Annotated in this window: 20 protein-coding genes and 2 pseudogenes; 17 read left to right on the top strand and 5 right to left on the bottom strand. The window is 57.1% G+C overall.

What is annotated here, in order from left to right; all coding sequences use genetic code 11:
* Window positions 1–357 (top strand): hypothetical protein (locus tag I6F24_RS37690; RefSeq protein WP_275945331.1); only part of this gene is annotated, 357 nt, incomplete at its 5' end.
* Between the two features lie 89 nt (window positions 358–446).
* Here the strand turns inward: I6F24_RS37690 and I6F24_RS37685 are convergent.
* Window positions 447–863 carry an ATP-binding cassette domain-containing protein gene (locus I6F24_RS37685; protein ID WP_275945330.1) on the bottom strand — a complete coding sequence of 139 codons (417 nt, stop codon included), beginning with the start codon at window positions 861–863 and terminating at the stop codon, window positions 447–449.
* An 11-nt stretch (window positions 864–874) separates the two neighbouring features.
* Window positions 875–1,192, bottom strand: a complete 318-nt coding sequence (locus tag I6F24_RS29570; RefSeq protein ID WP_225129814.1) for a hypothetical protein — start codon at window positions 1,190–1,192, stop codon at window positions 875–877.
* An 838-nt stretch (window positions 1,193–2,030) separates the two neighbouring features.
* Here I6F24_RS29570 and I6F24_RS37820 point away from each other — a divergent pair.
* Both I6F24_RS37820 and I6F24_RS29560 read left to right on the top strand, forming a co-directional pair.
* Window positions 2,031–2,159: pseudogene (locus tag I6F24_RS37820) on the top strand (GntR family transcriptional regulator); the annotation flags it as partial.
* Between the two features lie 7 nt (window positions 2,160–2,166).
* On the top strand, window positions 2,167–2,751 hold the full coding sequence (locus I6F24_RS29560) for a UTRA domain-containing protein (RefSeq protein ID WP_345944127.1): 585 nt from the start codon (window positions 2,167–2,169) through the stop codon (window positions 2,749–2,751).
* Between the two features lie 268 nt (window positions 2,752–3,019).
* On the opposite strand, the gene I6F24_RS29555 is transcribed toward I6F24_RS29560, so the two are convergent.
* Together I6F24_RS29555 and aepX are read right to left on the bottom strand one after the other, a co-directional pair.
* A complete protein-coding gene (locus tag I6F24_RS29555; protein ID WP_225129833.1) occupies window positions 3,020–3,790 on the bottom strand; it encodes a phosphocholine cytidylyltransferase family protein in 771 nt (256 codons plus the stop codon).
* 299 nt (window positions 3,791–4,089) lie between these two features.
* Window positions 4,090–4,947, bottom strand: a complete 858-nt coding sequence (aepX, locus tag I6F24_RS29550; RefSeq protein WP_225129831.1) for a phosphoenolpyruvate mutase — start codon at window positions 4,945–4,947, stop codon at window positions 4,090–4,092.
* 566 nt (window positions 4,948–5,513) lie between these two features.
* Between aepX and I6F24_RS29545 the strand changes: the two genes are divergently transcribed.
* The 6 genes and pseudogenes from I6F24_RS29545 (at window position 5,514) to I6F24_RS29525 (ending at window position 14,264) form a co-directional block, all read left to right on the top strand.
* The gene (locus I6F24_RS29545) at window positions 5,514–5,726 is read left to right on the top strand and encodes a helix-turn-helix transcriptional regulator (protein ID WP_225129809.1); all 213 of its coding nucleotides are present in this window, start codon (window positions 5,514–5,516) and stop codon (window positions 5,724–5,726) included.
* A 1,214-nt stretch (window positions 5,727–6,940) separates the two neighbouring features.
* Window positions 6,941–8,470 (top strand): hypothetical protein, encoded by a 1,530-nt coding sequence (locus tag I6F24_RS29540; RefSeq protein ID WP_225129805.1) that lies wholly within the window; start codon window positions 6,941–6,943, stop codon window positions 8,468–8,470.
* Between the two features lie 2,278 nt (window positions 8,471–10,748).
* A complete protein-coding gene (locus tag I6F24_RS29535) occupies window positions 10,749–11,108 on the top strand; it encodes a winged helix-turn-helix domain-containing protein (protein WP_225129803.1) in 360 nt (119 codons plus the stop codon).
* Between the two features lie 677 nt (window positions 11,109–11,785).
* Window positions 11,786–11,935 (top strand): annotated as a pseudogene (nifH, locus tag I6F24_RS37815) (nitrogenase reductase); the annotation flags it as partial.
* A gap of 362 nt (window positions 11,936–12,297) precedes the next feature.
* Complete coding sequence (locus I6F24_RS29530) at window positions 12,298–12,987, top strand: class I SAM-dependent methyltransferase (protein WP_225129801.1); 690 nt, start codon at window positions 12,298–12,300, stop codon at window positions 12,985–12,987.
* 95 nt (window positions 12,988–13,082) lie between these two features.
* Window positions 13,083–14,264: an MFS transporter gene (locus tag I6F24_RS29525; RefSeq protein ID WP_346277023.1), complete on the top strand. Its 1,182-nt coding sequence runs from the start codon at window positions 13,083–13,085 to the stop codon at window positions 14,262–14,264.
* A gap of 759 nt (window positions 14,265–15,023) precedes the next feature.
* Here the strand turns inward: I6F24_RS29525 and I6F24_RS29520 are convergent.
* Window positions 15,024–15,782, bottom strand: a complete 759-nt coding sequence (locus tag I6F24_RS29520; protein WP_225129797.1) for a GntR family transcriptional regulator — start codon at window positions 15,780–15,782, stop codon at window positions 15,024–15,026.
* Between the two features lie 139 nt (window positions 15,783–15,921).
* Here I6F24_RS29520 and I6F24_RS29515 point away from each other — a divergent pair, with 139 nt between their 5' ends.
* The 8 genes from I6F24_RS29515 (at window position 15,922) to I6F24_RS29480 (ending at window position 26,152) form a co-directional block, all read left to right on the top strand.
* Window positions 15,922–17,475, top strand: a complete 1,554-nt coding sequence (locus I6F24_RS29515; protein WP_225152230.1) for an ABC transporter substrate-binding protein — start codon at window positions 15,922–15,924, stop codon at window positions 17,473–17,475.
* Between the two features lie 4 nt (window positions 17,476–17,479).
* The gene (locus I6F24_RS29510) at window positions 17,480–18,472 is read left to right on the top strand and encodes an ABC transporter permease (RefSeq protein WP_225129793.1); all 993 of its coding nucleotides are present in this window, start codon (window positions 17,480–17,482) and stop codon (window positions 18,470–18,472) included.
* Complete coding sequence (locus I6F24_RS29505) at window positions 18,469–20,043, top strand: ATP-binding cassette domain-containing protein (RefSeq protein ID WP_225147993.1); 1,575 nt, start codon at window positions 18,469–18,471, stop codon at window positions 20,041–20,043. Before I6F24_RS29510 ends, I6F24_RS29505 begins: the two co-directional genes overlap by 4 nt.
* A complete protein-coding gene (locus I6F24_RS29500; protein WP_225129789.1) occupies window positions 20,040–20,822 on the top strand; it encodes an ABC transporter permease in 783 nt (260 codons plus the stop codon). Before I6F24_RS29505 ends, I6F24_RS29500 begins: the two co-directional genes overlap by 4 nt.
* Window positions 20,823–20,838: 16 nt before the next feature.
* The gene (locus I6F24_RS29495; RefSeq protein ID WP_225129788.1) at window positions 20,839–21,798 is read left to right on the top strand and encodes a TIM barrel protein; all 960 of its coding nucleotides are present in this window, start codon (window positions 20,839–20,841) and stop codon (window positions 21,796–21,798) included.
* Window positions 21,799–22,152: 354 nt separating this feature from the next.
* On the top strand, window positions 22,153–22,872 hold the full coding sequence (locus tag I6F24_RS29490; RefSeq protein WP_225129786.1) for a Crp/Fnr family transcriptional regulator: 720 nt from the start codon (window positions 22,153–22,155) through the stop codon (window positions 22,870–22,872).
* 462 nt (window positions 22,873–23,334) lie between these two features.
* Entirely contained in the window at window positions 23,335–24,855 is a 1,521-nt protein-coding gene (locus I6F24_RS29485) for a porin (protein WP_225129784.1), read from the top strand.
* Between the two features lie 310 nt (window positions 24,856–25,165).
* Window positions 25,166–26,152 carry a DMT family transporter gene (locus tag I6F24_RS29480; protein ID WP_225129782.1) on the top strand — a complete coding sequence of 329 codons (987 nt, stop codon included), beginning with the start codon at window positions 25,166–25,168 and terminating at the stop codon, window positions 26,150–26,152.
* Window positions 26,153–26,586: the final 434 nt, after the last annotated feature.

Raw genomic sequence — 26,586 nt, 5'->3', positions numbered from 1 at the left:
TTCAGGATAAACGCCTTCTGGGCGTCCGAAAACTTCGAGGCCTTCATCGTCGTCGCTCCTCCCAGTCGAGGGATTTACGCAGCGCCAACTCTAGCCAAAAATGGTCCAGTTTGCCGGCCTCAGATCATGGGTCACAAAGAGGATTGCCATGTCTGGGCGGAGCCGTTCGAGCAAGTCAAGAATCTGCTTTTGCGTGGTTACATCGAGAGCAGAGGTCGGCTCGTCAGCGATGAGAAGCTTCGGCTTCATCGGGAGCGCCATTGCAATCATGACGCGCTGATTCATTCCGCCTGGCATTTCGTGCGGATAGTTTCTCATCGTCTCTTTGGGATCATCGATCCCCACATCGCAGAGTAGATCTGCAGCTCTTTCGCTCGCCTCTTTCTTGCTAGCCGCCGATCATCTGGACAGTCTCGCGAAGCTGGAATCCAATGTTCCGAACGGGGTTAAGATATAGGCTCGGCTGTTGGTAGATCATTGCACGCAGGCGGCCGATCGACATCGGCAAGAGGCCTGCCTTCGATGTGAATATCGCCGAGACATTTCAGCTCGGTACTTGCTACTCCCATGATGGTCGAACACAAGACGCTTTTTCCGCTGCCGCTTTCGCCGACAAGCGCGAAAAACTCACCTTTCCGCAACTCGAACTGAACGGCATCCAAGAGGCGCGTCTCGGGTCGGTCTGCAAGAACAACCGTCAATCCAGTAATGCTCAGAAGCGGCGGGCTGCCAGCCGCCATGGCTGGGCGCCCGGCATTCCCTTGCTCAAAAGTGTGAACAAAAGGTGCTTCAAGTGCGTGCAAACTGGTTTGGTCCATGATTCCACCTTTCGAGCAGACAATAGTCTTCTGCGTCTGGCCCAAGGCGTTCTCGGCTAGGCGTTGATTGCGCCTGGCCGAAAATCTATTAAACCGGTTGGCGTCGGTGCCCACTTGATGTTGGCGCGCTTTCCAAAGAACTCGCCAAGCGAATGGAGCACCGTTCCTGGTGGATCAATCTCGTCGAATATGTCCAGCATCTCTTGATAGGCAGCTCGCCTTTGCGCCGGGTCCTTCACCGTCAGCAAAGTTGTCTCCAGCACATTGAATCTGTCGTTCCGCCAATACCCACCCCTCTGAAAGTTGCTCTGAGACCCCCAGCGCGAGACGAACGATGCTGTGGGATCGGGGTAGATTGCGCCAACCTTTCCCATGCTCCCTCCCGAACCGTATTAAAACATCTGCAGCGATCGGGATTCAAGGTCGGATATGAACTCACGCCCGACGTAGACGCCGCAATAACAGCTGAACGGGTCGTCAACATTTGGGCTCGGGACAGAGAGAGCCATCTTCTGACAGAGATGTATCACAGCCTTTCCGAGGAGCCATGGTTTGGCGTCGCCTTCTCACGTCAGACTTCCGATGGCTCTCCACTTATCGCGAGTACCCTCCCGCTTTCCGCTGTCATGGCCGAACACCCACGAAGTGCGGACCTCGTCGTTTGGTCTCGCCGATTGCGGAGCGGCTAATCGGAGCGCTTCGCAAGATGCCGTGTACTACGATGGGACCTATCCGATCGGCGTTGGTATGCACGGAGGGCTTTCGGGGCACGAGCTGACTTCATTATGCATCCTTTGGCGATGCCTTTAGAAGCGGAGTTGTTGCTACCCCAACCAGTATCGTTGATCTGGTGCCGACGATCCTTTCCAGCTTGGGACTGCCGCTACCGTCGACGGTGCACGGCCGTATCATCGATGAAGCTTTGCAAGATCGCGAGGTCGGAGGTCAGTATGATGTCGAAGATGCGAGCGTCTCAATTGCCTGTTCAGCGCGCCGGTCAACTGTCTGCCGGGAGCTTTACCGGCAACGTCTTTATCTGAGGGAAGCGGCCGTGACCCGGCTCGTGCAACCGAAGAATGATAGACCTGGCGCTGATCCGACGCAATTGAAAGCCTGAACCACGGAGCATTTGACCTATGTATCAAGGAAAGCGCTAGGAGTTTGTTCGGTCGAACATCGAAGAAGCCATTGCCTCGAGCCGATTTCGGCCAGGCGAAAATTGCCAATGACGTAGAGCTTGCTCTCGAATATGGTGTCAACCGGCACACCGTAAGATACGCCATTCGGGCACTTGAGCAGGAACGACTGCTCCGTGTCGAGCAGGGGAGGGGCACCTTCGTTGTCGAACATCCAACACCCTATCTGCTCTCCCCTCAAACCCCTGACCGATAATCTCTTCTCCCAACGTCGCCTGGCGCGTCGTAAGATCCTGTCTGCTGCAACGATAAAGGCAGACGAGCGGCTCGCCGGCTACCTCGACTTGCAAGCTCGTGACGATGTGCTGCGCATCGACACGCTGAGCTATCAGGACGAGATCCCAATCGTCATTGCGCATAGCTACTTTCCGGCGAAACGCACTCCCGGACTGCTGGACAAATTCTCTGGCGCCAACTCGATCTCCACAGCTCTCAGGCGCATCGGAATTGACGACTACTCGCAACAGTGGGTGACGATAAGCGCACGTCTGCCCTCTGCGCAGGAGGCGCGCCTGCTTGGAATGTCCACTTCGGCGCCGGTCTTCGTCAAGGAGAGCCTTGACTGCTCCGGCCGTATTCCGATCAAATTTGGCGAGAATGTACTGTGCGCACCAAGAATCAGCTTCAGATTCGATTTTAAAGAGATTAGTTCCGCGGAGCAGCCGCTTGCAGGAAAGCCTCGATCCGGAAAAGCGCAAGCGAGGAAATCGAGATCATCTGCCCCCTTCAAGGTCTAGGTCCCTCCGGTTCCTGCGGTCGAAGCGGCTGGGAGCGCAATAACTATTTTCTACCACCTCGCTTGTGGGGGTGTGTTTCACGCTTCATGCCAGGACGAGCCGCTCGCGTTTTGCTGAGGCAATAGGCGGCCGCGTTGGTTGCGGCCCCCGATCAAGCTTGCGGGGCTTGGCATCGTTACGCGGCCTGGGAGGCAGCCGCGCAGGTCGTGAAGAGGCGCAGCGTCAAACCTTCCGTGATCGTCGTGAACCTCGCCCCTGCGCGGTTGGATCAAACGTCGGCTTTTGCGAAGATGCGTTCGGCGGTACGAAGATCTTCCGCATCATCAATTTCGTACCACCTGAGGTCATCGCATCTCACCGCAGCAAGCTGCAGGCCTTGTGTTTCCACGAGATAGGAAAGAAGCTCCTCAGTGTAGGCCTGGGTAGCTCCGGCCTTGATCATATCGTCTAGGGCCGGAACGAGCTCTGTCCGCAGAGTAGACGCGGACAGCCGCAACAGATTCATCGTCTTGTAAAGAGGCGGGTCATCCGCCATGAGATTTCTCGCTGTTTGTTTCAAACGAAATTCTGAAATGAAGCCAAGATCGGACAACAGGACCGCTGATCCCTGCATCAGCTGATCGAAGGGAGCGACAGCCGCTGCGTCGGGCGCTTCACTGATGAGCAGCTGCCGCAATACATTTTCCTCGAAGAAGACGTCGCCCTCAAGAAGAAAGCAGTCTCCGGAAAGCAGCGCGTCTCGCGCCAGCCATAGCGAATAGGCGCTGCCAGTACGATCGTAAACGGAGGATTCGACATATTTGACGTCAACCCCGCCAAAGCGGCCACCGCAGCTATCTTTGATCGCCTCTTTGCGATACCCGACAACAATCGTTACCTGTTCGACGCCGACACGGTCAAGGTTATGTAGCGCGTTGTGCAGGATGGGAGTGCCGTTAACTTGGACAAGGGATTTCGCGGTTAGATCCGTTAGCGGCCGCAGACGAGAGCCAACGCCAGCGGCAAGAATGAGAGCATTCTTGGGAGCATTCACTGGCATTTCATTCGCTTTCTTTAATCCCGCGCCTAACTCCGTGAGCATCGCGAGCGTTCTGTTCTTCCCTTCGGCCGCAGACCTGTTTAGATCGTCCCGGAGATCGAAAGGGCTAGGTCGTCACCCACGTGCATCTGGATTGCCTACCGCCTGGCGAGGGGAAGCTGTTTAGTGCTGTGCAAAGCTTCTCTGGCATTATAGGTCCGACTGCCTGTTGGTTGACACTTAGAGGGAGACCGCCGAGAGGGCACATCGGAGGACTTTCGAAGAAGGGGACGTTATGTGATAAACCCTCTCAGCATGGACTAGCGAGGCTGCAGATATCGCTTTTCGGCCGCGGCGAGCTCGTCATACCTCAGAAGCTCGAATATCTCGCTGAGCGGGGCGATATGGGGCTCAATGCCCGCAACGCCCTCTTGAGCTGCGATACTATCGCAGACGCGCCGCATTGCAGCTGCCGCAGCTCGCAAGGAGTGATTGGCCCAGATGACCGTGGAGATCCCCGCATCACGAAAGGTTGACACTGGTGTTCGATAGTACGTCGTCGGAACGATCACAACGGGTAGCCGGTTCCGCCACTCGGTGACGAACGAAAGCATTTCGTAAGCGGTACTTTTTCGCGAGTGAATCAGGATTGCATCGGCGCCTGCCTCGGCATAGGCATGAGCACGCAAGATGGCTTCATTCAATCCATGTCCAGCGATTAGCGCTTCGATCCTGGCCACGAGAACAACGTGTTCAGCGACCGTGTCCTTCACCGCCCGTAGACGACCGGAAAATTCATCGATATCGGCGAGCGGATGCCGCTCACCAATGAGCGAGTTCAGCTTCGGGAAGCAGCTGTCCTCAAGCGAGACGCCCGCCGCGCCAGCCTGATGAAGTTTGCGTGCGAGGAGGCGAGCATTGTTGAAATTGCCGAAGCCCCCGTCACCGTCAACGAGCACAGGTAGCTCGGTTGAGTCCACTATGCGTTCCACGCTCTGGACGAGCTGGGTCCATGAAGCTTCATTGGCATCGCGATAGCCGAGCGAACTGGCAATCGACAAACCAGAGGCCCAGAGCCCCTTGAATCCCGAGCGCTGCGCGATCGTGGCAGACAGGCCATCATGCGCTTCCATCAGAAACGACAGATCATCATTCGAGCACACCTGGGCGCGAAGCATTTCGACTGGCGACGACTGTGTGCATTGACGACCTGCGGTAGGCCGAACGGCTTGTGGTTGATACTGCATGCCTAAATCCTGGAAGCCGATCCTCGATTGGCGCAAATTTCACTGTTCATATCGTTTTGTCGTGAAGTCGATCAATGACCAGCGTTGGTAGTTTATTGGGGCGTAAAAGCTTGCATGATCGCCATAGGGTTATCGGATGAGCGTCGAGCCGACACGCCGGTTAAAGCTTTGGTGCAAATGAAAGATCTGGGCTCGCGAGCCGCGTCCTACGGCCCTTCACAGAGCATTCAGCCCTGGCGGGAGGAGCGCCTAGTCAAAGGGTGATATCCAGCTCACACAGATGTTAAAATATCGACTGCTACGATTGTCGTAAGTGCTGCTATTGCGTTGCGACGTATGTCGCAATCCGGTCGAGAGGGCTGCAGTTCGATGGCAGGCTCCCGAGAATGGACGGGCATCTCCCAGGAACGTGTCCTGCCGCGCGAGTTTGCGTGTGCCACTGAGTGGCATGGCACTTGCTGATCTCGTTCTTGCCCTCTCGGCTCCGGGAAAAATTCATGGCGGATGTGCAAGAAGTTGTGCTGTCGGAACGGGAAAAACAGTGTTTGCGATGGGTGGAGAAGGGGAAGTCATCCTGGGCCATCGGAGTCATCCTGGGCGTGAGCGTTAACACGGTCAACTTTCATATCAAGAATGCGATGCGAAAGCTGGAAACGACCAGCCGCACCCAGTGCGTCGTCAAGGCGGGGCGTCTGGGTCTTCTTGACTAACGGCCGCAGTTTCGTTGCCGCTGAAGATGGCGTGCAGCTATTTCGTCGCCGGCGCTCGCGTTGGATAATCGGACCCTGCATTCCAAAATGATCCCGGCCATAGGGTTTGGAAATGAGATTTTTCGGCTGCGAGCGGCCTGTTCGGATTGTTGTTGAAATCGATGTCCAAGGCCCAGCTTTCGGTCAGCCGCCCCAGACCAGCCGATATCGAACAGCTGCAGCTTGGCGAAAAGAATAATAATCAAGAGTTGTCGGGGCTAAGATTCGTTCAAGGCGACTCGATTGATGATTGAGGTCTATGCGTGTCTCGATCAATTCTGATGAATAACCCACGTTCGAGCCTTTGGGGCCTGAAAAACTGATAGAGCTCGTGGTGTCGGGAGGGATGCGCTTTGTGAATTTCCGCGACCAACGAGTGAACGCCGTTGATTGTTAGGGCTTCGCCGCTCCTGGTACCTAAGTGCGCGCAAACTAGCGCAGCCCCGTCAACTACTAAGGCTAATAATTGATCTGGATCACAGAAGCTGTCACTGTTTAGTTGAAGAACATCGCGCCGATCAAACTCACCTCCAGGTGTGGCATGCAACGTCAACCACTGTTTGCTCTCGCTAGGAGCCCTGAAAGGCGCGCCGCCTTGGCGCCTGCAGAATTGCTGGGCGGTCAGATCTGCTCCGAGAGCAAGCTGTTCTTCACAGAAGCTCATGATGCGGTCTGCGGCTCGAACACCAAGCGCGGAGGTCACTCGGCGTCGGCCCTGTCAATTGCCTCCTTCGTCGAGGTCGAAGGCGACGAGCATCATGGAATCAAGTCGTTGACGTGGCCAACGCCCATCGTGGGCTTGACCGAACTGGCTCGCGGTGACAGCGGCTTCGGGAAAGTCAACAATGCACATCTACGTGCGGAAACTCCGTCATCGGCGCTGCGGCGTCGCGCTGACGACAGCTGCTATACGAAGATGACCCCGTCTGGCCAACGACATCCGCTAGCCAAATGTGGAAGCCTCTCAGGCCGTCTACGGGCATTAAAGGGAACAGTCGCGGAGGTGCTAATCCGTGGGGCCGGAATAGCAGGGCTGATCACCGTCCATGGAATGGATGAAGCATTTTCAAGTGCTAGCGCCTCCGCCCTCTTGAAAACATCTGGCGTCATTCGCCTCGTCGTGACAGCATTTTGCGTTAGGCCACCCATCGTACTTGCGACGAGCGGATATGACTATGCGGCCTGACATCCCACAGGCATTCGCTCCGCCCGAACGCGACCACGCGCGCGGGTGGATCTACCGAGAATTCGGCGTCGAGCCGTTGATCCAATGCGCTGGCGTCCGCACGAATTATGGAGGAAGCAATCCGAGCGACGAGGTCATCGCGGCAATGAACGCGGCCGCCCGGGCTTTCGTCGACCTGGACGAGCTCGCGGAAGCCGCAGGCGAAAGGATGGCTCAACTCACCGGCGCCGAATGGGGTGTCATCACCGCCGGCGCTACAGCGGGGCTAGCATTAGCCACTGCGGCGTGCATTGCAGGAAACAACCCGGAACTGATGTTGCGGTTGCCGGATACGTCCGGGCTACGCAATACCGTGTTGATTCCATCCGACCAGCGTTTTGCTTATGAACAGGCGCTCCGCGTCGCGGGCGCTGAAGTCGTCAGCATTGGCACCACAGAGGAGTTTGCGCACGCACTGGATGGAAGTGTAGCGATGATCTGCTTGCTCGGTCGCATGGACGATGAGTCGGTATTGCCATTGAGCTCGCTCCTCCCTTTGGCACGCGCGCGCGGTGTTCCGATTCTCGTCGATGCCGCCGGGCTTTCTCCAGACAAGCCGGATAGCTGGATTAAGAAAGGAGCCGATCTGGTCGTTTACGCCGGTGGCAAGTATATCCGGGGGCCACAATCCACTGCTATCGTTCTTGGTAAGGAGCGGCTTTGCAGGTCGATCTGGTGGAACGGAACACCCCACCAGGCATTTGGCAGGTCGATGAAGGTCGGCAAGGAAGAGGTGGTTGGGGCCGTAGTCGCGCTCGACCGCTGGATCAATTCTCAATCGGCGAAAGATGAGCGTGATCAGTGGCTTGCGCGATCGAACCGGATCGAGGCTTACCTTGTCTCGCTGCCAGGCGTCACTACGGAAGTGCTGCCTTGGGCGAGTTTTGCAGCAGCTATTCGGCTGAAAATCATCTGGGATGCCGACATCATTCCGTTTGATGCGGAAGACCTAAGGCTTGCGCTCTTGCAACAACGACCGCGGATCCTGATCCACGATTTTTGGTCCACGCCGACATCAATCATGCTGGATCCGGTGAATCTCTCGGATGAGGAGGCTGATATTGTCGGCCGCGCTTTGGCATCCGCATTTCGTATGCCCCAGTCCATCGTTCGAGTGACTCCCTACTTCCCAGCGGAAGTGAATTTCTCCGGCAGCTGGCGTGTCGAAATGCAATTCCTTCATGGGTCTGCGACACACCACATCAAGATTCAGCAGGATGGTGAACTCATATCAGGTGTCCATCACACTGCATCGTCCTCCGGAGACATATCTGGTGAAGTTCATGGTCGCCATATTCACTTCGAGGCTGCGCACGAGCAGGTGCCGATTTCCTTGTTCTACGGGTTCGAGGGCGAATTCGCACAGGACGGCTCCGTCAGTGGAAAAGTGCGGCTAGGCGGTGCCACCAAAGAACATCTCGGGCCAGTGTTCAAAGGTCAGTACGGTTTTGCCGAATGGCATGCAACACACTGCGCATAACCGGTGTCATAACTCGGCCGAGCACGCAGCTTGTCAAGCGCGGCACAAGCCCGATCCACCATGGCTTCCGCAGACAGGAATAACTCTTGGCGGCGAACACCAAGGATGGCGGACCGCTCAGGTTCGACGGGCGAAGGCGGCTCTGGTGTGTCGAGGGCCGCTCGGCTCTTGTGCGAGCTTGGCGGCACAGCAGGCGTTTGCCATGAAACCAAAATGACGGGGGCGGCGGAAATCCCTTCGGCAACCCGCGGGGTAGAAAGCGCTGGTGAGCTCCTCAATGTCCAGCGTGATCACTTCGGACTTGTTGCCGGCGCGATCAATTCTTTCGCCGCAAGCGGATGATCCTGCTCACAGGTGAGGAGCCGATCCCTGGGGACCGCAACGTGATGGGGTGTAGCTGGCTGAGATAGACAAGACGTGCTTTGGATACGCCGAACGGAGCTTGGCGCAGACGTCCATTCGACTTTGCGGAGGGCGTCGACATGGTGGCCAAATGCCGCCCAGCTCGCTCAGGCGCGCCAGGTGGCCGAATAACCGGAGTTTCGCGTCCCCGGACGCTTCCTGCAGGCACTACACGAACAGCCGCCGGCAATCGTAATCGAAGCCGAACGAAAAGGAGGAAGCCCGGGCTAGCCAGCCCGGTTTCCACCAGGGGCAATCCCGCCCGCTGCCAGGCAACGAGAGGCGATGTGCACCCGGATGATGCGTCAGGAGCCGGCCACGGCATGGAAAAGTGCAATCATTCGGTTTCGGCTCCGATATGCATCGGGTTGGCGCCGATAAGACGGAGCGTCTCGGCTGCCTGCTTGAGCAGGATGTCATTGACCACCGCCTTGTTCTGAAGCGCGGTGGTGGCCACTGCCGGCACGTTGAAAATAAATATGGAAACAGGGGACAGGCAGCGGATCGGCTAGGCTCATCTCGATCACGACATCCAGCTGGTATGCTGGTCATAGGCGGTGAGGTACCTACTTGATCAACGGGTGGCTACATTTCCGCGCCGCATCGGCGGAAGTTCAACGGGAGAGGGGGCCAGCCATGGCCGCTCACCCATTAGCCTCGGCGTTATCGAAGCCGCGCTTCGCAAGCTCCTTGTTCCGATACGCAACAAGCTAGAGACCAAGAAGAAGCCCGTGGTCCGCTTCTGTCAGATCATCAACTGAAGCAATGTAATTGAGCAGTTGCGTATCTCGCTTGGCACCTACCAGAGTTGGTAGTGTCAAAAGCAGATGAGGCTTGGTTTGACTAGGTGCCCACGCGCCTTGCGACACGCTCCACTTACCCAGCGCGGCGAGTGCAAGCTCAACGTGCCTCGAAGCGCCGCACAGAAGCAATGCGAAGGCGAGCAGCCGTAGGACCTGCGATCACCAAGAGGATAACATAGTGGCTCGAAACCTCCGATTCTCGACCACGGCCAGTGGCAGCTGCCGCGCATATAGGCGCCTAGCTCTTGCGGAAGACGCTATTGCGCGTGACGCCGCTCTCTGGGCAGAGAGCGAGCAAGCAGCCCAGATCATAGTCGGTCCGTTGTTGAGGCGAGCGTCGCTCGGTCGAGTGGCAGCACAGGACCAAAAAAAAGCGTGCCGCCGTTCTGCTGCAGAGACCGATCGTATGCTGGCCTTTCCAAGCCTCGCCACAAATCTACCCGTCCGGTGCGTCAGCCGGGACAGCCGTCTGTTCGACTGGAGCGCTTGCGTTCCGCCTGCTCCGTCATCTCCGTGAGCATTCCCCCCACGACGAGTTCGTGGCTGCGGCACGACGCGGAGAGCACCCACCGGCTAGCGAAACGCCGTCATTCAGCTTGCGCAAGGCGATCCGCTGCGGCGGCTCGCGTAACTATACCTGGCCGTGCAAATTCTCCTACAGCTAGCTGTTTACCGCAGCTCGTGTGAATGACTGCTCAGCAGATAGGAAATTAGGTGACTTGATTTATGCGTCGGTCGGCGGGGCCTTACAGCCTTAATGAGCGTCTTGCGATGGATACAAGGTACAATGCCGCACAAATTGGCAAAGCTAATGCGCGTTCGGATCATCTGTTAGCGAGGTCAGCGCTCGATCACAGCAAAGAGGAGTACCGTTCGATTGTGCAAGGGGGAAAGCGTACCCGGCGAAATGTATCGGTGCCGGACCATTCTAATCCGCCAAAAGGAATGAGAGCCCATGAACCGCCGAGCGGCTTTGCAGGAGTTTCATGCCTCCAGAAACTCGTCCGACCGGCGTGCTGCACCGCTGAGAAGCCAAGGAACGCGCGTTATCGTAGGATAATTACGAGACTGATATGCGGCCCATCGATCGCAAGAAAAAGTCGGAAAGCACACGCATAGCGCCCTCTCACGACAAGTTGGTGTTTCTAGACCTGGTCCTGGATGTTCGCGCCCAACGCGTCAGCCGCAACGGTCGGCCGATCAAGGTAAGGCCGTTGGAATTCCGCTTGCTGCAGCATTTCCTTGAACACCCCGAGCAGGTGTTTTCTAGGACCGAGCTCCTATCAATCATTTGGGGACAGAACCTCCATGTCGGGTCGCGAAGCGTCGACCTTCAGATCAGCCGCCTACGCAAGGCACTCAATAAAGGCGGCCAGCGCAACTATATCCGCACCGTACACTCGCGAGGTTACTCCCTCGATGCGCAGGAGTAGCGCGCCCGACCCGGCGGCTCCGGCCATTAATCGCTTGGCCAAGATTAAGCCGCGACATTCAATCACTCTCGCACGCTTCGATAGTGTTTGGGGATCCGGGCGACATCATCCCGGAACAATAGGCGACATCATGGGCATCCGCGGTATCATCGAACGCCGCCCGGGGAGAAGCCGAATGTCGGCTGAACTTTGCAATCGCATAGATATAGGATTTGAGTTGATGGCGACAAATTGCGGATTGTGACGTTCTCGATATCCCGCACAGAAGGTTCCTCGTAGTCATCTGAATCTCCTGTCTGGATGGAGTGCGCAATGACCGAGATCCTCTCCGACAGAGCATCACCGTTCAGCATGCTTGCCCTCACTTCGCGTAGCGGCTTCGTATGATCATTAGTCGGCTCGCAACCTGACCACGCGCTTTGGTCAGCGGACAAACGTCTCAGGTGAACCATCTAACACTTTGTGTTTGGGTTGTCAGATCGTCGACACAGGCTTGTTTATTCAATCACTTATTGGGGCCTCTCTAACAAAATTGCTGAACGCAACCAATAAAACGTTCTTCGCATCGAGCAGCCAAATTGGCACGCGTTTTGAAGCCCTTCCTTCGGGAGCGGGCGGAGCTGCCGATTGGCGTTCATCTCTGGTACCGACTTAGGTCGGACGAGAAGGAAAGCAACGTGCCAGATTTACGTCAGAGTGCATTCGACAGTAAGGGGGCATCGGCAAGGCTCACTACCCTGCAAAATACGATCGCAGCCTTTGTCGACCTCGAGCAGTATATCCTTATCGTCGGCTGCGACCTCAAATCGGCTTCACCGCGTCGTGTAGGTTTGTTCGTTCCAAGATTGCCAGACGGTTACAGCAAAGCACTTCGGCGCCTTGGCTTTCGAGCGTCTACAAAGACGCGATAGTTAGATCGAGGCTGAAGCGAGTCTCAGGATTGCCCGGCGATCCCACGGCGATGGACTACGATTTCGAGGGGATCATCGACGGCGATAGCTGACCGGGATCGTTCACTCAGACAATCGCATCGGCGTGACGATCAAGCGGCAATTCAGACAAGCTAGCTGGCACGACCAGCCTGATGGAGGACGAGATGCGAGTTGCTAAGAAGCGGTCCTTTGGAAACTTTTCCGAAGTAGCAGAGACTTATCCGCGGCGTCCGCCTTATTCACGTCGAGTCCTTCAGATGCTTGTCGACCAGGTAAAGAACTTAGCCGACAGTCCGACTTTCGCGGATATCGGCGCTGGTACGGGCGCGATCGCCTATGCCTTGGCTGACATGGGGCTTACCGGCTATGCGGTCGAACCTGATACTGAGATGGTCGCGGTCGGGCAGAGGCTCGGCCGAGCTTATCCAACCGTCTCTTGGATTAATGCGCCGGGCGAGTGCACGGGCCTGGCCGACGGTACGCTCAATTGGGTTTGCTACAGCTCGTCGTTCCATTGGACGAACAAGAGCGAAGCGCTTCGCGAAGTTATGCGGATCTTGCGACCCCGCGGGTTCTTCACAATTACAACCTTCCTTAACGATCTTGAGACCGACCCCTTTCAACTCGAAATTGAAGCGAAGCTACGCGATATGGTGCCGGCGTTGCGGCGGGCGCGTCTCCCATTCGTTGCCGAGATGGAAACTTACGAGGCGCTGCTCAACCAATATCCGGAGCTGGGCAACTGCATTTCTCTTGCTACCACCGAGACGATCTCCATGAGCGAGGAGCAGTATCTCAACTACTGGGCTGGTTTCCACGATATTCCGAGTCAGGTGTCCCCCGAGGTATGGACTTCCATTCTGCAAATGGCAGCCGAGACGTTCCGACATAGGCAGCCGACGGGTATAAGATTTCGCTCTATGGCATGGCATTCTCAACGAGACTGAGCCGAGTGCCAGTCTCATAAGCTCAGATTAAAGACAACGAATCAACAATCGGTCGACGCGACGGTTAGGTATGAGAACCGAGGAGAGGGCTAGCGATCATCTGGAAGGATGACAAAATCGTTGTCGCGGCACTGGGCTGCGCAGAAATCATCAGTTACGGCACACTCTACTATTGCATCGCCGGTGTGGCTAACGAGGTTGCCCGTGACCTCGCAGTCACAGGTGCATGGATACTCGCTTGTTTTTCCTTCGCTCAATTAGCGAGTGCGCCAATGTCGTTGATCGCCGGTCGCCTTATGGACCGATACGGTGCCGCCAGAGCGATGGAAATCGCCTCAGTTCTGGGCGCTACCAGTTTAGGAATAGCCGCAGTCTCCTGGAATGCGACCGTATTCGCGTTCGCGCTGTTCAGCATACAAATAGCGTCTGCCTTTGTTTTTTACGAAGCTGCAGTTTTGTTCTTGATCCAACGAGATGGGGTGCAGGCAAAACAGCAGATCGCTCTGCTGACCTTGATCAGTGGGTTATCGTCAACGCTGTTCTGGCCGCTCACCTCTTTGTTGCTCATTTGGATATCCTGGAGAGAGGTGTTTGGGATCTATGCGGGCTGTAATGTTCTCATTGCTCTCCCGTTAATGGTATGGGCTCGTCGGAGAGCCCCCGTTGGCCCTGCAGCTCTAGATAAATCGCACAAATCGCAAGTCCACTCACAGTCCTCCCCCAAGGCGATTGATTGTGCGTTGATAACGTTTGGTTTTTCGCTCACCGCATTTATCGTCTCAGCATTCCTTAGTCAGATGACTCCAATCCTCTCAACGTTTGGCTTAGGTCCGGAGGGCCCTTTGATTTCAGCGCTTTTTGGACCGTCTCAGGTCTTAATACTGCTTTTTGCGGCTTCGCTCACCGAGAGAATGGCCGAAATTCATCTCACTCTTCTCTCATGCCTCCTGCTCTTCGCGGCTACGCTTATCGTTGCACTAGCTTCTCACTCCGTCCTTGGAGTTACGGTTTTCGTTGTTTTGCTCGGATTCAGCTCCGGTCTAAACTGCATCTGTCGTGGAACGCTACCCCTGGCGACGTACGGGCAGGACAGATACGGAGGTCGAGTTGGGTTGATCAACGGCTTTCGACTGTTATCGGCGTCTCTTGCGCCATTATTCTTCAGTTCGGTGCAAGATCATTATGGCGTCACCGCCGCATTAGTATCCCTTGCGATCTGCGGAGCGGGGAGCGTGCTCGCATTTGGCCTCGTGAGCATCCGATCAAAGCGATCTTAGCGTCGAGTGATAGTGTGGTAGAGGGAAAGAGATGAGGTGGGGCGTCGATCCTCAAGCACGAGTTACAAGCGATCCGGCCGCCATGCGAGTGCCAACAAAACGATCAAAAACGGAGGTCGCCACAGACGTTGGAATCTGATCGGCAAGCATCGCGAATTCACCTTGTCGTTCCATGGAAGCCGCAACGCGATCCTCTCACCGCTTTGGCGTCGTGGATCCGGGGGCCCGGCGGTAAGCCGGCATCGTGATCGCTGGCTTCGGCCGAAACATCGCCATCATTCGGCAAGCCTAGTTATGCTAGAAGGCGCTGCTTGTCGGGGAAAAGATAACAGCGGACATTCTGGCTTTCGATCGTTGGCGGAAAGGCGATCGATTAAGAAGCAAGGCGCCCAGGCGGATTGAGGCCGGCGAACTGCTCAAGGGCCTCTTTTAGACCGGCAGGGGGGCCGCCGTCACGGGGCTTGTGAATTGCATTATCCGGCGCGCAGGCCGCTGCAGAACTGCAGCAGCGATTTGCACCGACGAATTCGGCGACTCCGAGGGCCTGTGTCGATCCGGGTTATACTCCAATAGTTCGATCGGTTTCGACCTTGGGTTTCGATCGCGGCGCATTCGCGCTGTACTCGGGCCATGCATGTGGACCTCTCAACCAGTGACATCCTTGTCTACGCGTCAATACCCAGATAGCAAGCGGCGGAACCATGGTCCAAATCGTTCTGCCGGGCGATTTGTTCACGAGGTTGCGAGTGTCATCAATATCTACAATCTGTCGAACCGAAATTGGACCCTATCGGCAGCATAGATCACCTGGTAGCACCAGACTGGTTCATCATGCTGATCGATGCTTGATGCGCGCTTTTCCATGACCGGCCTAGCCAGGGATTGATCCAGCAGGGTTGCTTCTTCCTCGCTCGGCATCCGCGCGAGCAGGTTGACATCGATCTGGGCTTTTTCCACCAAAGCGAATTGCTGTAGCGCGTTTTCGACGTTTGCCTCGGGACCAAGCGCCGAGACGAAACCGTCGAAACGCGGTAGTTCCAGATAGCACGTGCTCAATGCGAGAGGGCGGTTGTCGGCCTCGCTGACGAGTCGGATGCGTAAGGCCGAAGAATCTAGGGGTAAGCGAAGGGATTGCCGCACCCAGTCGTCGGGTTGGACGATATCCGCCGCGAGCAACCTACGGCTCGGCCTCATGCCATTATCGATGACGTTCTTCGAGAAAGTGTGGCGTCCGCTGAGGCGGTACTTGAGGGCATCGATCTCCACGAACGAGCCACGCCCGTGTTCAATGCGGATGATCCCCTTGCTTTGAAGGCTCGCTAAGGCCTTGCGAGCCGTCATGCGGCTCACGGCAAAGCGTTCGGCGACTTTGGTGTCGGATGGCAGTGGCCTGTTGATCTCGAAATGCCCGCTCAGGATCTCCTGCTTCAGCGTTTTCGCGATAAAGCGCCACCGGGGTCCTTCCAAAGCATCGGAATCGGTGTCAGCCCCATCGAGAGGGTCATCGACTTTATCCATATTGTATCCATTCTGTGTCATGAGGCTGTCATCTCAACTCGTATATACGAGTGCGGCCGTCAAGAGCGGGCTGCTTGGCAAACACAATGCGGCGGCCGTTCCGAGCGGACCAATACTCGATGGGGGTGAGGCCGTTGCCATGGCATCTCATATGATCACGCGTCGCAACTTCACTGGTTTGATCGGTGCCGCTGCCCTGTCCACGGCGTCGCGGCCGTCCAGGGCCCAGCAAACCGCGCCTCGCCGCGGCGGTCGCGTGCGGGTCATCCTGCAGGAGACGGCTTCCTCGTCATTACTTGATCCGACCAAGGTTGCATCGTGGGCGGTCTATTTCGCCTATGAGCTGATAGGAGCTCGCCTCGTTAATGTCGATTCGCATCTTCAGCCCATTCCGGCCCTGGCGGAGAGCTGGGAAGCCGCAAACGGCAAGGTGAACGACTGGATCTTTCGCCTGCGCCGCGGCGCCGAGTTCCACGATGGCAGATCGGTCACGGCGCGGGACGTGATCTACACCATCAACCGATTGCGCGATCCGGCAGCGCAGTCGCCTCTGCGCGTGCTTGTTGACCACGTGAGCGATATCGTTGCTGAAGACCCGCAGACGATCCGCTTCAAGCTGACACGTCCCGATGCCGATTTCCCGCTGCTGCTCGCCCAGGATCGCTTCCATATCTTGCCTGAGGGATATTCGCGCTTCGACAAGCCACTTGGGGCGGGCGCCTTCATCGCCAATGGTCTCGATCCGGCTGGCGTAAACACATATCGCCGTAATCCGAACTTCTGGGACGGCGGCAAGCCCTATCTCGATGAGGTCTCATTTCAAGGCAACCAGGATCCGATCGCGCGCGTTTCGGCTTTGCTCGCTGGGGACGTCGACGCTGTGCAGACAATCAGCTTTGCGCTGGCTAAACGCGTGGCCGCAGTGACCGGCCTTGAGGTCGTCTCATCGCCCAGCGGTGTGCACAACGTGGTCGCGATGCATGTCGACAAGGCACCATTCGACCGTGTCGAGGTGCGCGAGGCACTAAAATGTCTGTTCGACCGCTCCCTTCTCCGCGACAAACTGTGCGCGGGGCAGGCGAGCATTGCCAATGACCATCCAATTCCTCCGTTTAGCCCGTTCTACCATTCCGAGTTGCCCGTCAGACCCTACGATCCGGACCGGGCGCGGACGCTGCTTCGCCAGGCTGGCGTCGACCTCGGCCAACTCGTTTTGCACGCCTCTGAGGCCGTTACGCCCAATGTGGCTGTCGACCTGGCGCAGATGTTTGCCGATACGGCGCGCCAGGCGGGCGTCAATGTGCAGGCGCGACGGGATCCCGTTGCTGGCTATTGGGACAATATCTGGCTCAAAGAGCCGCTGATGGTGGGTGGTTGGGGCATGCGCTACACGCCCGACGCTATGCTGCGCGTTGCCTATCGATCTGACGCCAAATGGAATGAGACACGGTGGAGACGACCCGAGATCGACCGTATGATGGACGATGCCCTGGCTACGACTGATCTAGAACGTCGACGCCTGTTGTACTGGGGGATCCAAGAGGCGATCCACAAGGAGGGTGGTGCCGCCATCCCACTGTTCTTCAATCAGCTCGATGCCAAGGCGAGCTATGTCAAAGGCGTTGCACCGTCACCGCTCGGAGCGCTCAAAGGCTCGGCGTTCTCCGAGATCTGGCTCGATCGCAAGGTTTGATCCCGTGCAAGTGCTGACACCATTTCACGCCGCGCCTGAGCGCGTGCATTCAAAGCGTGCCAAAGCGTGGCTGCTGTTGCGTGGCATCCTCACACGTGTTGCCATTCTTATCGGCGCATCCGCCCTGATCTTTCTCGGAACGGCAGTCATTCCGGGGGATTTTGTCACAGAGTTGCTGGGCCAGGACTACACTCCCGAGCTCGCTCAACGCATGCGCGCTGACCTCGGCCTCGATCGTGGCCTTGTGGAACGCTTCGTCCTCTGGCTCTGCGCCTTCTTGACCGGCGATCTTGGCCGCTCGTTTACGACCCGCACCGGCGTCTGGGAAGTTGTCGAGCCTCGCCTCGAAAACACCCTCGCCCTCGCTGCCGTGACGTTTCTGTGGTTTCCGGTCGCGATCGCGGCAGGGCTTGGAGTGTTCATGACTGGCCGACGCACGCAGCATTTCTTCAGGCTCGTAGCGCAAATTGTCATCTGCACGCCGGAATTCCTAATCGCCTATATCTTCATCTATGTGTTTGCCGTGGAGCTTAGGCTTTTACCTGCGGTTTCCCGCATTTCGCAGGGACAGCCTTTCCTGGACCAGCTCCGTCTCCTCGTTCTGCCGAGCGCTTGTCTCGGTGTCGGCATGGTCGCCTATGTCGGGCGGATGGTGCTCGCGCTGCTCGCCACGGAGGAACGCAAGGATTACTTCGAGTTTGCCCGGCTCAAAGGCTTTGGCCGGGGCGAAACTGCGCTGCGTTATGCATTGCCTGCGATTACACCATCGATCCTCAATCTCGCACTGACTTATTGCGCCTATCTGCTGACGGGCGTGCTCGTGATCGAAGTCGTGTTCGGCTTTGCGGGGCTTGGTGACCTTACTGTGTCCTCTGTTGTGTGGCGCGATATCCCCGTACTGCAGTTCTGCGCGATGCTGATTACCGGCATCTATATGCTGCTCTATTCATTGTCCGATCTCGTGAGCGGTCGCTTCGTCGCGAGGACTGCGCTGTGACAGAGGTGCTGCGGATACGTGATCTCACAGTAGAAATCGCAAGCTCGGACAGCGCCGTGAACCGGATCGGCGCGCTTAGTGCCACTTTCACGGGCGGTCGCCTCTATTCCGTCATAGGTCCCTCGGGCATCGGTAAGACGAGCCTGTGCCTGGCCCTTATCGGCTGGCAGCGTCCCAATCTCCGTATCACGGGTGGCGATACCTCGTTTCTGGGGCGATCACTCACCGGAATGGCTCCCCCTGATCGGCAGGCGCTTTGGGGGCGGGACATCCTCTACATTCCCCAGTCGTCTGCCACGACTCTCGTTTCAAGCCGTGGCGTGGTCGATCAACTCGCGGCCTTCCCCGGGGACACGAGCTCGCAACGCATTGAGCGCAGGCATCTGCTTCGCAGCGCCTTCGATCGCCTCGATATTCCGGGGTTCAACGAGAACCGCTATCCGCACCAATATAGCGGCGGCCAGCTCCAGCGCATTCTCGTCTCTAGCTTGTTCTGCGCTGCACCGCGCCTCGTCATGCTGGATGAACCGACGAGTTCGCTCCAGCCGGCACTGAAGAGCACGGTTATGACTGCCATCAAAGCGCGTATCCAAGAGATCGGCGCTGCAGCCATAGTGGTGACCCACGAGCTCGCTTTTTTCGAAGCCTTGTCGGATGGAACTATCGACCTTGCTAGGCATCTGAAGCGACCGCTTCCCACCCAAGCGGCCACTTCCCGCCAAAAAGACCGCAACAGCATAAGGGCGCTCGCCCCAGAAGACCGTCCTACTCCTCTCGACTCGAACACGGGCGAATCACCGCCGCGGCATGCTGTGCCGCTCCGTGTCGACCGACTGAGTGTGCATGCGCCAAGCGGGCGTTCGCTTGTCGCCGATGTCTCGTTTTCGCTGGGCGCTGGCAGCTGCATCGGTCTCGTCGGCCCGTCCGGCGCAGGCAAGACGACAGTTCTTCGTGCACTTCTTGGTCAGCACCGTGACTCCTCGGGGGAGATCTTGGTCGGAGGGCGCCGTCTACCTCTGCACTATTCGGCCCGCACAACCGCCGAGAAGCGTGTTTTCGAGTACGTCCCTCAGTCGGTTCGGTTGCACCTCAACCCGGCGCTGACGATTGCCTATCTGATCGGCCGCAGATTGCGTCAGGCGGGGGAGGCCGGCAACTCAAACGGGGCTGCAGAGGTTCTCGACTCGATTTTTCTTCCGACCAGTTATCTGCCCAAGCTCCTGTCAGAGCTTTCGGGCGGGGAATGCCAACGGCTTGGGATCGCCTTGGCTCTTGCGTCGCGGCCACGCATTCTTCTCCTCGACGAGGTGACGGCCTCGCTCGACTCTGCCAATGGCGCTCTTGTCGTGGAGCTTCTGCGCAAAGTACGTGATCATCGTTCGGTCAGCATGCTCTTCGTTTCACATCAACCGGACATGGTGGCGCGGCTCGCTGATGAAGTGGTCGAAATGCGTGCCGGACGCGTGCTCTCCTCTGTGATCAGCGTCGACGCGGCATCGCCTCCCACGACGTTCCCGAACTCGGCGAGCGCTTTCGAGCCGGCGCATTCTGTTGGACGGGGCCGCACATGAGGATTGCCGTTTTCGCGATCTTTTCGCTTGTTCTCTTCATGGCACCATCTTTGATTGACGCGCGATGGACGGAGCGTTACGGCGCCGAGCGGTTCGAGCCACCATCCGCGGCACACATTCTTGGAACCGATCACCTCGGGCGAGATCTATTCGCCGAGACACTCGCGGCTGGCCGTGAGACTATGCTCATTTCCGTGACTGCGGCATTCGTCGCCTTTGGTCTCGGCCTCGGCCTCGCGGTGCTCACGGGCCTGTCGAGAGGTTTCGGCGGCTCGGTGCTCGCCCGATCGATGGATGCGCTGATCGCGATCCCGGGTCTGATCGTCGCCTTCGTGCTGATCGCGGCCCTCGGATCGAGTACGTCCAGCCTGATCGCCGTCATCATCGTCGTCGAATTCTGCCGTGTGTTCCGATCCCTGCGCACGCCCGTCGCTCAGGTGATTGCGCAGCCGTTCGTGGAGCTCTCGCGCATTCGCGGAGAGGGCATCGGCTACCTCGTCTTTCGTGACGTCTGGCCAAATATACGGGCCTATGCAGCCGTAGAACTCATCAACCGCTTCGTGTCGTGCCTGATGTTCCTGAGCGCGCTCAGCGTGTTGGGCCTCGGTGTGCAGCCTCCGGCAAGCGATTGGGGCACACTCATCAAACTCAATGCGGCGGGTCTTCTTCTCGGATCGCCTGCGCCAATTCTTCCTGGCCTATTCATCCTTACTACCTCGCTGCTTGCCCTTTGGGCTGTCGGCGAGGAGCGTCTCACCGCGTCCCGCAACCGACCCTGACACTTCGAAACCGGACATGACCAAGCTGTTCTTGCACTCTTACGGCCTGCGCTATCACTATCGTCACAAACCTGGCTTCGACGTTTTCTCATTGATCGATATCGCGGCCGAACTCGGGTTCGACGGGATCAACGTATCAGCTCACCTACCGGGCTATATTGAAATCTCCGGACGCGGACGCGATCACCTTCGGAAGGTACGACGCCATCTCGATCACCGCGGGCTACTCATCGACATCGAGACCCGCGGGACGGAGGTCGCCCATCTAAGCGATTGCCTCGCCATGGCCGCTGACGTCGGAGCTGGATACCTCAGGACCTTCACGACAGGTGCGCCGGATCGCCGCCATCGCGTGAGTGAGGCCAAGAGGAATTTATCTCAGCTCACTCCGATAGCCGAGCGGGTCGGCATTCCAATTCTCCTGGAGAACCACGAAGATTTGTGCGGCGCCGAGGTCGCGGAGATCCTCACATCGGTCAATAGCGCTTGGATCCGCGCGTTGTTCGATTACGTCAATTCGATGCTCTTCTTTGAGCATCCCTGTGATGCCCTCGAGGCGATGGAGCCCTGGGTATGCTCCGCACATCTAAAGGATTGCGTGCTATTACCCCCTGTGCGTCAGGGGGAGGAGGGGACCCTGCTCGGTGTGCCGATCGGTTCCGGCGTTGCACCTGTCGCAGAGCTGACGCAAAAGCTCGCAAGGCTCGGGCTCGACCGCATCTGCTTCGAGAACACGTGGTCTTATCGCGCCCCGCTGCGCGACCGACGCGGCACGGGCGAGCCTGGAGAATCCATTTTTGGTTGGGCAAATCTCCGGGAACTGCCCGCTGAGTGGATGATTAATGCCGCCGAAATGGCGCAGTCGGCCCCTGGAAAGGTGGTTGAGCTGGAGATGCAAGCTCTCGATCAATCCCTCTGCTGGCTTAGAAAACTGTCGATCGGCGCCGGCCTGACGAGGTCGGGTGCGAAGGCATAGCGCACCGGATGCCCGCGGGCGCGCAGGAGACGTCGCCGATCAGTGATGGTTCTGTGCGGGCCGTCGATGGGTTCACGATCATTCAGAACGTGCTCGAAGGCGTGGACGGATGGCGACAGAAGTGTGGAGTTCGACATGTCTCTGGACGACGGCGCCGGCCCAAGTGTGGGGCCCATCTGTTTCGTGGCCGGGCTTGCTCTGCACGCCTGTAGGCGGAAACCAGCGGATCGTCCTTATCTCGTAGTTTAAGAACTCCCGTCGGTTCATACCTAACTCGCGTTGGACGATGTGACCCAAGAGCAGAGCAGTCTATCGATGCTTCCGCGCCCTGGCAGCTGCGTCGTGCGGGCAAGTATGCGGTCCTTTGTCAAAAATGCGATCCTGGCGAGGCTGCCTCTCCAGGATCTCGCAGCAATAGGGCAGTGTCTTGAGCCTATCGTTCTGGGAGAACGCATCGTTCTGCAAGAGCCGAAAAGGAATGTTGATTACGTCTATTTCATAGAGTCGGGGCTCGTATCGCTAAGGATTGTCACCTCCGGCATTATCCTTGAAACGGCGGTAATAGGATTTCGGGGAGCGGTCGGCGCTTCGGTTCTATTGGGAGGTCATCTTTCGACGCATCAATCTGTCGTGCTTTTTCCTGGAACCGCTCTCAGGATCCGCGTCAAAGATTTGCGTCAGCTGATGAACGAGCGTCCGCAAATCCGGGAACAGCTATCTCGCTACGTCGACGCGCTATCATTGCATTGCGCTCAGACAGGATTTTGTGGCGTTTGGCACCATCGCGAAAAGCGGCTCGCGAGCTGGCTCTGTCTATCGAGTGACTCAGCTGACACTCATGTTCTTCCAGTTACCCATGACTACCTTTCGTCCGTCTTGGGATTGCCTCGTCCGGGGATAACCGAGACCCTGAACAAGTTTGCTGAACAGCGTCTTATTCGCAAGGTGCGCGGCGTGTTGCGGATCGATGAACGCAAGTGCCTCGAGCAAAGGGCATGCACTTGTTACAAGCTTGTTTCCGAAGCGTATGCCTCCTTGGGATCCGCAATTGCAGCGAAAGAGTCGACCAACTAAAACAAGTGCAGCCAATTTCGGCTTCGCCTCTTCTGTTCAATTTGTAAACGACTTGTACGGCAGGTGTCGCCTGGAGGTGCGCATGCATATGCCTCGGCTAATGCTTTCACGGCGTTCAGCTCTAATCTCATTGAGGCGCAAGATGCGTTGCTATGAAGCATACGTTCTTAGCCGATTGCAGTCCGAAGCATACCGTTGTGAGACGATTAGAGCACACCTGCCAGAGCGAGCGTGAAGGTTCGTCTGTTTCCTACACAGTTTCCGCGCCGATAACGAGGGTGATCTGACATCATAGCGATGCGAGCTGCGGAATGGTCCGCGCCGCGACGTTCACTGGTTCAATCAGTCAGGTGGCGTTCGAATAGAGCCCTTTCTGTCGAAAGTGATTGGGGGGCGAAGGTGATGGTCTCTTCGGTGCGCCTTGCTGGCCGCCTTTGAGATGGTACAGTTTAGAGGCCAGTTATGAAGTTCGTGGAGAAGTTTTTGTTCGGTTCGGCGGTCGGTCTGATCGCCGTGGTCGAGGCGCATGCAACCGATCTTCCCTGGAAGGCCAGGCCAATCGAGTACGTGAAGATTTGCTCGTTGTATGGGGCCGGCTTCTATTACATTCCCGGCACCGATACGTGCATCAAATTGGGCGGGTATCTGCGCGTTGAAACCACACTGAACACGAGCGGCCACTATGACATGCCCAGCAGCGGCGTCCCTGGGGCTCGTAATCGCCTGACGGACTATTACAGTACACGTTCTCGCGAATATCTTTCTATCGATACACGCACTGCGACCGAGTATGGTGTAGTGCGCACCTTCTTCGATGGCGCCTTTACCTGGACCACAGGTACCTATGCCGGCGTGGGTACAACTGGCGTGAATGGTTCGACAGCGTATACGTCGTCACTCGGTTCTGCGGTTGGCGCTGGTTCCCTTGGTGTCTACGACGCCTTTATCCAGTTCGCTGGGTTCACTTTCGGCAAGGCGGCTTCGCAGTTCAGCTCGCCTTGGACGGGATATCCCGGAAACAACATCGAACTGCCTGGCGGCGGCGGCTGGGAGCCCGTGAACCAGTTCACTTACACCGCTGACCTCGGTCAAGGAGTCACGGCTTCGTTCTCAGTCCAGGATCAAGTCGCCAATTACACGAGCAATGTCTGGAACGTGAGTGGTGCGACAGCCAGCGGTCTAGCCGTCGGCGCATACGGTGCCAACGACATCGGCGGTTCGCGCACACCAGACCTTGTCGGTATGGTGCGCGTTGACCAGGCTTGGGGCCTCTTTCAGGCGTCGGTTGCTGCACATGACAACCATGCTGCATATTATGGCGCATCCGAAGTCACCGGCAATCCGAGTGACAAGTGGGGCTGGGCCGGTCAGTTGGCATTGTCCATCAAGAACGTCCCGACGGGGCCGGGTGACACCGTCAACATCCAAGGCGTGTATACGAGCGGCGCGAGCCGCTACAACTTCGATAGCTATAAGTCGACCACCTACGCGATGTATGGTGGCACCGGACTTTCGGGAGCCTACCAAAGCATCGGGCTTGCTGGCATCTCTGACTCTGTGTTCATAACTGGCGCCGGCCAGGAGTTGACCACGAGCTACGGCTTTAACGGCGCGTACACCCACAATTGGGATCCTCATTGGAGTAGTGCCATCTACGGTGCGTGGACGGCTGTGCGGTACAACAACACGGCCAAGGGCTACGTCTGTGGCACGTTCGTCACGTCCCTCGCGTTGTCAAGCGGCGGTTCCGGCTGTAATCCCGATTTCAACTATGCCGTTCTTGGTACAGTTACGCGTTGGACTCCCGTCAGGAATCTGACTTTCTCGGCTGAACTCTCCTACATGGTGCTCGACCAGAAGTACGCGAGCGGAAGCACTGTGACGCTGCCGCAGCAAGCCAATATCGCTAAGCCGGGTACTGTGTACGAACTCAAGGATCAGAATAGACTGACGTTGCTGCTGCGCGCTCAGCGCAACTGGTAGATCTTGCGAACTAGGGAAAGGAGAAAAGTAACGGCTCCATAGATCAGCGTTAAACACCCAAGAAGGCTTTCGGCATGTCCGCCGGAAGCCTTCCAACTAGACGCGATGATCCGACACGAGATCGTGAGTCCACATTAGTTCCAGCGAGGTAGGCGAGCCTAGCCGCGAAACATGCTTTCAGCCGAGGACACTACAAATGTTGATGCGTTGGAATGCTCGCGGAGCGGCACTGAAGCTCGTATGTTCTTGACGTGGTTCCCACGCCGATGACGAACGCGACCTGCGAACGCAACCATGCTTACGCGGACTTATGGGCGCCGAGATGTTCGCTGGCTTTTCCAATCGTTTCGCCAACATAGCCGATCCTGAGCGATCATTTAACAACAAAACTATCGCTGGGAGGATTCCAGGCGTGAAAAGTGTCAAGAAGGTTCTTGTACAGGCCGGGCTTGTTTTGGCCTGGAGCTCAGGTTTCATCGGTGCACGGATGATCAATGGCGGAGAATCGGTTTACCTGGTCCTCTTCTGGAGGTTCGCAATAGCTGCAGTCATATTCTCTCCATGGCTGGGCTTGACATTGATCCGAGGGGTGGCGCTCCGCGACGTTGCGAACCAAAGCTGTCTTGGCTTCTTAGCAATGTTCTGCTCCACCACCTTTGCAGTAAAGGCCGTCGCAACAGGCCTGCCTCCTGGAACGGCAGCATTGATAAGTGCATTGCAGCCTCTTGCAACGACAATTTGCGCTGGGCCTGTATTAGGCGAGAAGATTTCTGCCAGAAAGTGGCTGGGGTCCTTGATTGCTCTTGCAGGCGTAGCACTTGCAACGGGAGGGCCAACAGGGCATGCCCCGCTTTCGGCGTATGGATTGGCGGTAGCAGCTAGTCTATGTCTGGTGTTGGCGACGCTTATTTCAAAGCTGAGTTCCAACTCTATGTCCATTTTTCCTGCATTAGCAGTACAAAGCGCGGTCTCAGCGCTTTGTATGCTCCCCTTCGCCGTTCTGGATGGAAGACTCGCTCCTCACATGACGGCGCAATTTGCCACTGTCGTCCTGTGGTTCGTAATTATCTCAACCGCCGTGGGTTATGGACTTTACTGGTTCTGCCTACGGGAAAATGCGGCGAGTGAAGTTGCAACGCTGATCTATCTTACTCCCGTGATTACGGCGGCCTGGGCGTACGTTGTGTTTGGCGAGCCGACGACAATGAAGGCAACTCTCGGATATTTTGTGTGCGTGATAGGTATAGCTATAGGAACCAGCGCGTTCACAACCAAACTAAACTTAAGCAAAAAGTGAGATTGCCGGTTTTCCAAATAATCGATTTCTCAATTCACGCTTCCGCCGCCGCGTGGGAAGAACTTCGGGCCATCCGCCAGTGCCCCTGGAACGAATAGCGCGGTTCCCAAGTTGCTGGACGGCGAGGCTAAGCTGGATCAAAATTACTCACGCCGGGCTCTCCTTTGTGAAGGTGCACTCCGCGATCAGCAGATCTTCGCTGGTGTTGATTTCGGAGCATAGCATCTGAGGTCGTCGCGACGTGCCGCTGTCACCTGTAGGACACGCTTTCCACTGGCTAAACAAGAAGCTAGTCGGTGTAGTCCTGCCCAGCACGGGACCTCATTATATAGTCCGGCGCTGGAACGATCATCGTGCTGAGGGTTGTCGCTGAAAATTGTAGCAGGTTCATGGTCTTGAAAAGTCCTCGGCGTTCGCGCTCCGGTCAAAGGTGG

It is taken from the genome of Bradyrhizobium sp. BRP23 (assembly GCF_020194135.1).
GTDB classification, from domain to species: domain Bacteria; phylum Pseudomonadota; class Alphaproteobacteria; order Rhizobiales; family Xanthobacteraceae; genus Bradyrhizobium; species Bradyrhizobium yuanmingense.
Note: the sequence above shows the minus strand (reverse complement) of the source record. Positions and strands in the feature narration are given on the sequence as shown.